Source organism: Sphingorhabdus sp. (genome assembly GCF_044357595.1).
Lineage (GTDB): Bacteria > Pseudomonadota > Alphaproteobacteria > Sphingomonadales > Sphingomonadaceae > Sphingorhabdus_B.
In genome coordinates, this window is record NZ_JBIKPH010000091.1 from 1 (window position 1) to 9,943 (window position 9,943).

At 54.0% G+C, this 9,943-nt stretch carries 10 protein-coding genes and 1 pseudogene; 6 read left to right on the forward strand and 5 right to left on the reverse strand.

Annotation, left to right across the window (positions count from 1 at the left end; all coding sequences use genetic code 11):
• Window positions 1–111: pseudogene (locus ACIQ2T_RS09405) on the forward strand (IS5/IS1182 family transposase); the annotation flags it as partial.
• 12 nt (window positions 112–123) lie between these two features.
• Here the strand turns inward: ACIQ2T_RS09405 and ACIQ2T_RS09410 are convergent.
• A complete protein-coding gene (locus ACIQ2T_RS09410; protein ID WP_397590587.1) occupies window positions 124–1,539 on the reverse strand; it encodes a short-chain fatty acyl-CoA regulator family protein in 1,416 nt (471 codons plus the stop codon).
• A 153-nt stretch (window positions 1,540–1,692) separates the two neighbouring features.
• Here ACIQ2T_RS09410 and ACIQ2T_RS09415 point away from each other — a divergent pair, with 153 nt between their 5' ends.
• The 3 genes from ACIQ2T_RS09415 to ACIQ2T_RS09425 all read left to right on the forward strand — a co-directional run bounded on the left by ACIQ2T_RS09415 (window position 1,693) and on the right by ACIQ2T_RS09425 (window position 4,033).
• Window positions 1,693–3,294 carry an isocitrate lyase gene (locus ACIQ2T_RS09415; RefSeq protein ID WP_397590588.1) on the forward strand — a complete coding sequence of 534 codons (1,602 nt, stop codon included), beginning with the start codon at window positions 1,693–1,695 and terminating at the stop codon, window positions 3,292–3,294.
• 12 nt (window positions 3,295–3,306) lie between these two features.
• A complete protein-coding gene (locus ACIQ2T_RS09420; RefSeq protein WP_295444897.1) occupies window positions 3,307–3,465 on the forward strand; it encodes a hypothetical protein in 159 nt (52 codons plus the stop codon).
• 154 nt (window positions 3,466–3,619) lie between these two features.
• A complete protein-coding gene (locus tag ACIQ2T_RS09425) occupies window positions 3,620–4,033 on the forward strand; it encodes a hypothetical protein (RefSeq protein ID WP_397590589.1) in 414 nt (137 codons plus the stop codon).
• Window positions 4,034–4,061: 28 nt separating this feature from the next.
• On the opposite strand, the gene ACIQ2T_RS09430 is transcribed toward ACIQ2T_RS09425, so the two are convergent.
• A complete protein-coding gene (locus tag ACIQ2T_RS09430; RefSeq protein ID WP_397590590.1) occupies window positions 4,062–4,847 on the reverse strand; it encodes a 3-hydroxybutyrate dehydrogenase in 786 nt (261 codons plus the stop codon).
• Window positions 4,848–5,010: 163 nt separating this feature from the next.
• Between ACIQ2T_RS09430 and ACIQ2T_RS09435 the strand changes: the two genes are divergently transcribed.
• Complete coding sequence (locus ACIQ2T_RS09435; protein WP_397590591.1) at window positions 5,011–6,159, forward strand: alpha-hydroxy acid oxidase; 1,149 nt, start codon at window positions 5,011–5,013, stop codon at window positions 6,157–6,159.
• On the opposite strand, the gene ACIQ2T_RS09440 is transcribed toward ACIQ2T_RS09435, so the two are convergent.
• Window positions 6,156–6,767: a LysE family translocator gene (locus ACIQ2T_RS09440; protein WP_397590592.1), complete on the reverse strand. Its 612-nt coding sequence runs from the start codon at window positions 6,765–6,767 to the stop codon at window positions 6,156–6,158. The genes ACIQ2T_RS09435 and ACIQ2T_RS09440 overlap by 4 nt on opposite strands.
• 80 nt (window positions 6,768–6,847) lie before the next feature.
• Between ACIQ2T_RS09440 and ACIQ2T_RS09445 the strand changes: the two genes are divergently transcribed.
• Entirely contained in the window at window positions 6,848–7,855 is a 1,008-nt protein-coding gene (locus ACIQ2T_RS09445) for an LLM class flavin-dependent oxidoreductase (protein WP_397583876.1), read from the forward strand.
• Here the strand turns inward: ACIQ2T_RS09445 and sdhA are convergent.
• Entirely contained in the window at window positions 7,830–9,632 is a 1,803-nt protein-coding gene (sdhA, locus tag ACIQ2T_RS09450) for a succinate dehydrogenase flavoprotein subunit (protein WP_397583877.1), read from the reverse strand. The two genes, ACIQ2T_RS09445 and sdhA, sit on opposite strands and share 26 nt — an antisense overlap.
• Window positions 9,632–9,943 (reverse strand): succinate dehydrogenase, hydrophobic membrane anchor protein (gene sdhD, locus ACIQ2T_RS09455; protein WP_397590593.1); only part of this gene is annotated, 312 nt, incomplete at its 5' end. The genes sdhD and sdhA, both read right to left, overlap by 1 nt.

Below are 9,943 nucleotides of genomic sequence, written 5' to 3' on the forward strand. Positions count from 1 at the left end.
TTTGGGAAACTCAAAGACTGGCGACGCATCCACACCCGTTATGACCGATGCGCCCACACCTTCTTGTCTGCCATCGCAATCGCAGCTACAGTCATCTTTTGGCTTAGTTAATGAGTCCTGACCCTAGCTATTCCGGTCGAATGTGAAGGGCGACATGCCTCTTTCGCGTTCGTTGAACACAAGCACGCGTCCTGCTGGCGGTGCGCTGCGCTGTGGACAATCAGGGCGGGTACAAGCAGAGCAGCCAAGGCCAATAGCGGTTGCGGCCCCGTTGTTAAGGTCAAGCCCACGCGCAGCGGCCAATGGTGCAGCTAACTTGGCATCAATACCAAGGCAAATGGCAAACTCTGCTTCGATCCCGCCGCTTACCGCAGTTTGTGGATGCACAGTTCGCGACAAAGTAAACCAGCGGCTTTGATCCTCCAGTTCGACCAGATGCGGCATAAGGGTTCCTGGCCGTACAAATACAGTATGCACCTGCCATAAGGGGCATCGGCGATCTGTTTCCACTAATGGTGAGGCGCTTGCCCCAGCATAGCGTTTGCTGCTCTGCCCCGCACGATCAATGCGCAGCATGAAGAATGGCAAACCACGCTGCCCTACCCTTTGCAATGTCGTTAGGCGGTGGGCAATCTGTTCAAAACCAGCACCAAAGCGTCGTTGCAGTAACACGATATCATAGCCCGTTGCCTCGCATGCGCGCAGAAAACGCGCGTAAGGCATCATGACGGCCGCTGCAAAATAGCTACTCAAATGGCGCCTATACAAGCGTTCGGCAGCTCTTTCGGTAAAGGATGCACCGGCAACTAAAGCGTCAATTTCCGCCTTGGCTTCCAACATGCCAAGTTGCAGGGCGGCTGCGAAAGTACGGCTGGCCGGGTCAAGTAGTTCGGACAGTTGAAGCTGCCTCGCATGAAGGTCGAGCCGCCTTAATCGATCGGGCATGACATCGAATGGCAGAATGCGCATAGAAAGCTGATGCTTTACCCGTAGTCGTTCGGTAATCGCGCCGTAAATGTCCGCATTGGCAAGGCGCAAGTCGTCAGCAAGGCTCTCTGCTTGCGAGTCCAAATCGGCGAAATGGTTGCGCCAACGCTCAATTTCACGCCGGGCCGACGCAATAGCCTCTGGCTCGCCATGTCCGCCAATTTGCCCAACGCCTGCTCCGCCATGCGACCCGCCCGACAGACGGTCAAAGGATCGGGCAAACGCCTCTGCTGCATCAGGGCTAGCAGCGATCCATTCTTCTACCTGAGCGCGGTCAATATCGAGGTCTGCGAACATGGGGTCGTTAAGCCTTCGGCGGATAGCTTCCACCCCGCCGCCCGGGGTTGCGCCCGTTAACGTGCGGGGATCAAAATCATAAGATTGGGCAAGTTTTAGAAGCAGCGTTGCAGTTAACGGCCTCTGATTACGCTCAATCAAGTTAAGATAAGACGGCGAAATTGCTAAAGCTTCAGCCATTGCGCCTTGCGTTAAGCCATTGGCGCGGCGGATCCTGCGGACAGAATGCCCCGCAAATAACTTTTCTTCTGCCATGACCAACCTTTGTCAATAAAGTTACAAAACGACAAGAAAGTAATAGCTTATTTATACAATAATACAACAAATATTACAAAATTCACTCGTTATTCGCATGATTTGAGGTGAGACGCCTAAGTCTATCCTCCCTTCGACAAAAAGGAATTGTCAATGTCGTACCAATCACTCATCGCCAAAACTAACGCACATATTTCCGCGCAGAAGGGAACATGGGATTCCATCAGCGCGGAATCTGTAGCGCGGATGCAGTTACAAAACCGTTTCCAGACTGGTCTCGACATTGCGCGCTATACTGCCAAGATCATGCGCGATGACATGGCTTCATATGATGCCAACCCTGCACAATATACGCAGTCCCTCGGTTGCTGGCACGGTTTCATAGCCCAGCAAAAAATGATCTCCATTAAGAAGCATTTTGGCACAACCAAAAAGCGGTATTTGTATCTGTCAGGTTGGATGATTGCCGCTTTGCGTAGTGAGTTCGGCCCACTGCCTGATCAGTCCATGCATGAAAAGACAAGCGTACCAGCGCTCATTGAAGAACTTTATACATTCCTGCGCCAAGCTGATAGCCGCGAACTCAACATTTTGTTCCGTGACCTCGACGACGCCCGCAGCCAAAATGATGCAGCGCGTGAGGCAGCCACCATGGCGAAAATCGAAAACCATGAAACGCATGTCGTGCCTATCATTGCTGACATAGATGCAGGCTTTGGAAACGCCGAGGCAACCTATCTTCTCGCAAAGAAAATGATCGAAGCGGGCGCATGCGCCTTGCAGATCGAAAATCAGGTTTCCGATGAAAAGCAGTGCGGCCACCAAGACGGCAAAGTAACCGTGCCGCATGAAGATTTCTTGCAGAAAATTCGCGCGTGCCGTTACGCTTTCTTAGAACTTGGCGTTCCAGACGGCATCATCGTTGCACGTACAGACTCACTCGGTGCGGGCCTAACCAAGCAAATCGCCGTTTCAACCGCTGCTGGCGACTTGGGCGACTTGTACAATAGCTTCCTCGATTGCGAAGAAATTGACCCGACTACAGCCCAAAATGGCGACGTGATTTTGAACCGCAACGGAAGGCTGCTGCGTCCAAAGCGCCTGCCCTCCAATCTGTTCCAGTTCCGCTCCGGCACTGGCGAAGATCGCTGCGTATTGGATTGCATCACCTCGCTTCAGAATGGCGCGGACCTCATCTGGATCGAAACGGAAAAGCCACATATTGAGCAGATTGCCGGCATGGTAGACCGCATTCGCGAAGTCGTTCCAAATGCAAAGCTTGCCTATAACAACTCGCCAAGCTTCAACTGGACGCTGAATTTCCGTCAGCAGGTGTTTGATGCATGGGCTGCGGAAGGGCAAGACGTCTCGACATACGAGCGCGCGAACCTGATGAGTGCAAGCTATGATGAAACTGCACTGGGGATTGAGGCAGATGTCCGAATCCAAAACTTCCAGCGCGATTCAGCGAAGCGTGCAGGCATTTTCCACCATCTGATTACCCTGCCGACTTACCATACAGCTGCGCTCAGCACCGATAACCTGGCGAAGGATTATTTCGGAGAAATGGGCATGCTTGGTTATGTTGCTGGCGTCCAACGCAAGGAAATCCGCCAAGGCATCGCCTGTGTGAAGCACCAGAATATGTCAGGCTCCGACATTGGTGATGACCATAAAGAATATTTTGCTGGCGAAGCCGCTTTGAAAGCTGGTGGCAAAGACAACACAATGAACCAGTTTGGCCAAGGCGCGTAAGGAGCAATTGAAATGGGTGAACCTCCACGCGCACGCGCTGTGCTTTCGACGGAAGATTTGACCTTATTGCGTCAAGCACTGGTCCATTATCTTGAAGTTATTCAGGATAAGCCAGAATCCGTCAAATTTGCACGACTTTACCACCGGCTAGGCAGCGCTGGCGGGAAGTAATCAATAGCGTTTTAAGAGTTTTCCTGGGGAGGAAAAACACCTGACCGCCGGCAGCGATGCCGGCGGTTTTTTATATGGCACAACTTTCCGTCGCTCATATTTTGTTAACGCCAACCTATTATTGCCCTCGTCGAACACAGACGGGCTGGGTCGCGTGGATAATAGACTAAAAATGCTATTGGGAGTTTTGTTGGTCACTGGACTGATCGCGATGGTTATTCCAGATAGAGACCCTCTGACACCAAAAGCCCAAGAAGCGCCGGCACAAAACATTGCTTCAGTTCCGGAAAATACACCTCAACTTCCTTTGCCTGCGCCGGACCCCGTTCCTGTCCAATTCAATTCAGACACAGGCAGCGTTTTCCAAATCGGCGCGCCGACCATCGATGGCAACCCGACGCAACCTAACTTTGGCCTGCCATTTGGGACTTCTATGCAAACCGATGCTGCAAACCCCGATGCTGGACAAACCAGCACCGGCAGCTTCACTCCAACATCCTTTGCGATGCCAGGGGCGACCACACCAACTGATACACCGGGTGCCGATAAAGCGATGATTGACCAATAAGCTTCAGCTATTGTCACAGTCGCAATTGTTACTGCGCAGTCCACCCGCCATCGACGGAGAGGTTCGTGCCCGTGATCGCACTTGCCTCTTCACGGCACAAAAACACCGCTAATGCCGCCAGTTGTTCAACCTGCACAAATTTCTTCTGCGGCTGATTGGCCAACAGCACATCATTGATCACTTGATCCCGGGTCAATCCACGTGCATTCATGGTATCTGGGATTTGGTTTTCCACCAAAGACGTCCAAACATATCCGGGGCAGATATTGTTCACCGTTATCCCTTGCGTCGCCACCTCAAGCGCCACAGTCTTTGTAAAACCCGCAAGGCCGTGCTTGGCGGCATTATAAGCCGACTTAAATGGCGAAGCGACCAGGCTGTGCATGGAACCTGTGTTAATGATGCGGCCCCAGCCTTTTGCCTTCATCGCGGGCAAGGCTGCCTTTGTCGTGTGGAATGCCGAAGTCAGGATAATCGCCATAATCGCGTCCCATTTATCTTCGGGAAATTCATCAACGGGCGCGACATGCTGTATCCCAGCATTGTTTATCAATATGTCAGGCGCGCCAAGCTTTTCTGCACACTCGGCCATCATGGCACGGATCGCTTCCGGCTTGGTCATGTCGGCTGCAGAATACATGGCCTTTCCGCCGCTAGATTCAGCCAGTTCAGCGACATAGCCATCGATAACATCCCTATCGCCAAAGCCATTGATCATTATGTGCGCACCTTGTGCCGCCAAGGCGCGTGCATAACCAAGCCCGATGCCTGAGGTAGATCCGGTAATGAGTGCTATATTGCCTTTGAGGAACATGGAAAGGTGCCTTTGTATTTAGGGTGAGCTTTACTTGCGCTTTGCAACGCTAAACACAATGTTGACGCAGGACAAGCGCCCGTCGAAAGCGGGCCTGCTCATGGATTTTAGACGACGAATCCAAATGCATGCAATTGTCTAAAAGATATGTCATAGGCCGTTCATGCGTTTGAATGATTGTCATAATGTAGCCGATTTCCGCCGTCTGGCGAAGGCGCGGCTGCCGTCACCCATATTCAATTATATCGACGGCGCTGCCGACGATGAACGGACCAAACTGCGCAACAGCGCAAGCTTTGACGATTGCGACCTCGTACCCAATGTCTTGGCCGGAGTGTCGGACATCGACATGCGCGTAACCGTAATGGGAAAGCGCATTGATATGCCGCTGATGCTCTCACCCACGGCGTTGCAACGCCTATTCCACTGGCAAGGCGAACGAGCCGTTGCATCGGTAGCGCAGCGGTTCAACACATGGTTTGGCATCTCCTCGCTTGCCACGGTGAGCATCGAGGAGGTGGGCGAGAAAATTAAAACGCCCAAACTTTTCCAACTCTACATCCATAAGGACAAGGGTCTGAATACGTCGATGATCGAACGTTGCAAGGCCGCAAAGTTTGATGCGATTGCCTTGACCGTGGACACTATTGTCTCCGGGAACCGCGAACGCTGCTTGCGCAGCGGGTTTACATCACCGCCGCGTTTTACGCCAGAGTCTGTCCTAAGCTATGCTATCCACCCGATGTGGGCACTGAATTACATGTTCCGGGAGAAGTTCTCGCTACCCAATTTGCAAACACATGTGGATGCCGGCACCAATGTTGCGGTTTCCGTGGCAGAATATTTCAATACGATGCTCGACACCTCAATGGATTGGAAGATGGCTGAAAAAGTCCGGTCTGACTGGGGCGGGGAATTTTGCCTAAAAGGTATCATGTCGGTCGACGACGCAAAACGGGCGGTGGATATTGGCGCGACTGCCATCATGGTCTCGAACCATGGTGGACGCCAATTGGATGGTTCGCGCTCACCATTTGACCAAATAGCCGAAATCGCAGATGCGGTTGGTGGTAAAATCGACATCATTTGCGATGGCGGAGTGCAGCGCGGAAGCCATGTTTTGAAAGCCATTGCCGCTGGCGCAACTGCCTGTTCAGGTGGGCGGCTCTATCTTTATGCATTGGCTGCAGCTGGGCAACCCGGTGTGGAGCGCATCGTCGGCAAGTTGCACGACGAAATTGCCCGCGACATGCGGCTTATGGGTGTTAAATCCTTATCGGAACTTGACCGTTCGATGCTTCGCTGGCGCTAAGCTGAGCTGATCAGGAACCAGATGGCGATTGCTGCCAACAGGATAGCAAAGACGCGCTGGACTGTCCGTCCCCTGCTCCCCACCGATATCCATCCATGAAACTGGGCCGCTAGCGCGACGATCGCTAGATGCACGGCGGTCGCGATTACCACATAGCTTGCCGACAGCAACATTGTCTGGGCGTCAATCGACAAATCCGGCGCAATATACGCGGGAAGAACCGCAATAAAAAACACCGCTGCCTTTGGATTAAGTAGGTTCAACAAAAGTCCATGGCGAAACCATGTGCCAAGCGCGTTGCCGCTGACGGGGTCTCGCAATCGCGCGTTCTCCCCCACCCAAGCGTTCCAAGCCAGCCATAACAAATAGGCAACGCCGGAATAACGTAACAGGCGAAATGCAGCGGGCGAGCGCGTCGCAAGTTCCGCAAGCCCAATCGCTGAGGCCAGCGCAAGTATCGCAAGTCCGAGGCAAATCCCCGCCACAGCGGCAAAGCCAACGCGCTTGCCTTGGCTCGCACTTGTCAGGGCCAGCCACGCCATGTTCGGGCCAGGCGTCAATTCGATGAGCAACGTCGTAATGAGAAAGGGAATGTAAAGTTGGGTCAACACAGCAACATATATGGCACGGCGTTTAAAAATAGTCGATTGCGCTTGGCTTTGGCGGGCTAAGCCACCATTTAAGAATCATGGCAGCTTTTTCTTTTCTTGATCTCGTACCTGTCGTTGAAGGCGGTAACGTCTCTTCCGCATTGGCCAACGCGGCTGATCTGGCAGCGCATGCGGAAAGCCTTGGCTTCACCCGCTACTGGGTCGCCGAACATCACGGCATGCGCGGAATTGCCGGCGCCGCAACCAGCGTTGTCATCGGGCACATTGCGGCAGCAACCAAGACGATGCGTGTTGGTTCGGGCGGCATCATGTTACCCAACCATTCCCCTTTGGTCATTGCCGAACAGTTTGGAACATTGGATGCGCTGTATCCCGGCCGAATTGATTTGGGGCTTGGCCGTGCGCCGGGGAGCGACCAACGCGTCGCGGCCGCGATCCGGCGGACGCTCGACAGCGACCCAAATGCTTTCCCGCGCGATGTGATGGAATTACAAAGCTATTTCGCCGATGATGGCAAAACGGGTATCGTCGCCACGCCGGGCGCTGGCGCGAATGTGCAACTCTCTATCTTGGGCAGCAGCCTCTACGGCGCACAGGTCGCGGCGGCCTTGGGCCTTCCCTTCGCCTTCGCAAGCCACTTTGCACCGCAGATGCTGGATGAGGCGCTGCACATCTACCGCAGCCACTTCCGCCCAAGCGCGGTGCTTGATACCCCGCACGCGATTGCCGCTTTCAACGTCATCGCGGCGGAAACCGACGCGGAGGCGGAATATCTGGCAAGCTCGTTGATGCAAAGCTTCGTTGCGTTGCGCACGGGCAATCCACGCCAATTGCCGCCGCCCATAGAAGGCTATGTAGCGTCCCTGCCCCCGCATTTTGCATCGGCGTTGAATGATGTTTTGTCCGCCAGCGCCATTGGTGCAGCCGACACCGTAAAGGCAGCCGTGCAGGCGTTTCAGGCGCACACGCAAGCAGACGAAATCATCGTCGCTTGTTCGATTTTCGATCATGAAAAACGAAAACGGAGCTTGGAAATCACAGCCTCCGTTTTCGCAGATATCAATAAACGCGTGGTTTTGGCTTAATATACTCTGCTTCGTCGGTCAGGGTGTAATCATGCACCGGGCGATAGTCGATTTTGACCTTGCCCCCTGAACCGCCCCAACCGTCAAACCATGACGCCGTGTGCTTCATCCAATTGGCATCGTCGCGCTCTGGGAAATCTTCGTGCGCATGGGCGCCGCGGCTTTCCTTACGGTTGTTTGCACTTTCAATCGTGCAAACAGCCTGCCCCATGAGGTTATCAAGCTCAAGCGTTTCGATAAGATCGGTGTTCCAGATCAGACTGCGGTCGGTGACATGAACGTCAGCCAGCCGCTGATTTACCTTTTGCATTTCGGTCACGCCCTCTTCCAGCAAAGCCGTGTCGCGGAAAACCGCGGCGTGCTTTTGCATCGTGCGCTGCATCTGCAAGCGGATCTCTGCAGTCGGTGAACCGCCCTTTGCGCTGCGGAACTTGTCGACGCGCGACAGCGCCAGGTCAGCAGCGTCGGCTGGCAATGCCTTATGCGGCGCACCGGGGGTAAGTGATGCCTTCAGATGCAAGCCCGTTGCCCGTCCGAACACCACAAGGTCAATGAGCGAATTTGAACCCAAGCGGTTTGCGCCATGCACAGAAACGCAGGCTGCTTCGCCGACAGAATACAGTCCAGGAACGATTACTTCGGGATCGTTGCCGATCTTCGTCACAACTTGCCCATGATAATTACATGGAATACCGCCCATATTATAGTGGACCGTCGGCGTCACTGGCAGCGGTTGTCGCGTCAGGTCAACGCCTGCGAAAATCTTTCCGCTTTCCGTAATACCGGGCAAGCGCTGCGCCAATACTGCGGGATCGATATGGTCAAGATGCAAATAGATATGGTCCTTGTGCGGACCGACGCCACGGCCTTCGCGCATTTCTAGGGCCATGGACCGGCTGACAACATCGCGCGAGGCAAGGTCTTTTGCCGATGGGGCATAACGCTCCATGAAGCGTTCACCTTCGCTGTTGGTCAGGTAACCGCCCTCGCCGCGTGCGCCTTCGGTAATCAAAACGCCGGCACCGTAAATGCCGGTTGGGTGGAACTGAACAAACTCCATATCCTGCAGTGGCAAGCCAGCGCGCAGGACCATACCACCTCCATCACCCGTGCAGGTGTGCGCCGACGTCGCGGAGAAATAGGCGCGGCCATAGCCGCCAGTTGCAAGCACCACAGCATGGCTCTTGAACCGGTGGATGCTGCCATCTTCCATGCACATGGCGATCACGCCGCGGCATTCACCATTTTCCATAATTAAGTCGAGCGCGAAATATTCAATAAAGAAATCTGCGTCATATTTCAGGCTCTGTTGGTACAAGGCATGCAACATGGCATGGCCTGTGCGATCTGCGGCAGCAGCGGTACGCTGAACTGGTGGGCCTTCACCCATATTCTGCATATGCCCGCCAAAGGGGCGCTGGTAGATGGTGCCGTCTGCATTGCGTGAGAATGGCACGCCAGCATGTTCAAGCTCATATACCGCTGCAGGGGCCTCACGGACCATATATTCGATAGCATCTTGGTCGCCAAGCCAATCCGAGCCTTTGACCGTGTCATACATGTGCCAGGTCCAATGATCTGGCGAGTTATTGCCCAAAGACGCTGCGATACCGCCCTGTGCAGCCACCGTATGCGAACGGGTCGGAAACACCTTGGTAATGCAGGCAGTCTTCAAACCTGCTTCCGCGCTGCCCATAGTGGCGCGCAGACCTGACCCGCCGGCGCCGACGACGACGGTGTCATAGATATGGTCAATAATCTTATATGCGTCTGACATCAGGCGGGCGCTCCGGTAAATGCGAGTTTTGCGACAACAAAAATGCCAAACACGGCACTGGCGATGACGTAGAAATTAAGAAGTGTCATCGACGCGAATTTGAGGCCCTCGTCATGGACATAATCTTCAATCAACACCTGAAGACCAAGTTTGATATGGCTAAATATGTTCGCGATCATCAGGATCATTGGAACCGCCACCAGCGGCTGGGCAAGCCACTGCGCAAGTGCACCATGTTCAAAACTTGGGATCATGAACAATGACAGCACGAACCAAGTCGTCAGTAGCACATTGCCAACCGCAGTCAGGCG

Coding starts and splice junctions, on each gene's coding strand:
- ACIQ2T_RS09410 (WP_397590587.1), bottom strand. CDS start 1,539: ATGGCAGAAGAAAAGTTATTTGCGGGGCATTCTGTCCGCAGGATCCGC.
- ACIQ2T_RS09415 (WP_397590588.1), top strand. CDS start 1,693: ATGTCGTACCAATCACTCATCGCCAAAACTAACGCACATATTTCCGCG.
- ACIQ2T_RS09420 (WP_295444897.1), top strand. CDS start 3,307: ATGGGTGAACCTCCACGCGCACGCGCTGTGCTTTCGACGGAAGATTTG.
- ACIQ2T_RS09430 (WP_397590590.1), bottom strand. CDS start 4,847: ATGTTCCTCAAAGGCAATATAGCACTCATTACCGGATCTACCTCAGGC.
- ACIQ2T_RS09435 (WP_397590591.1), top strand. CDS start 5,011: ATGCGTTTGAATGATTGTCATAATGTAGCCGATTTCCGCCGTCTGGCG.
- ACIQ2T_RS09445 (WP_397583876.1), top strand. CDS start 6,848: ATGGCAGCTTTTTCTTTTCTTGATCTCGTACCTGTCGTTGAAGGCGGT.
- sdhA (WP_397583877.1), bottom strand. CDS start 9,632: ATGTCAGACGCATATAAGATTATTGACCATATCTATGACACCGTCGTC.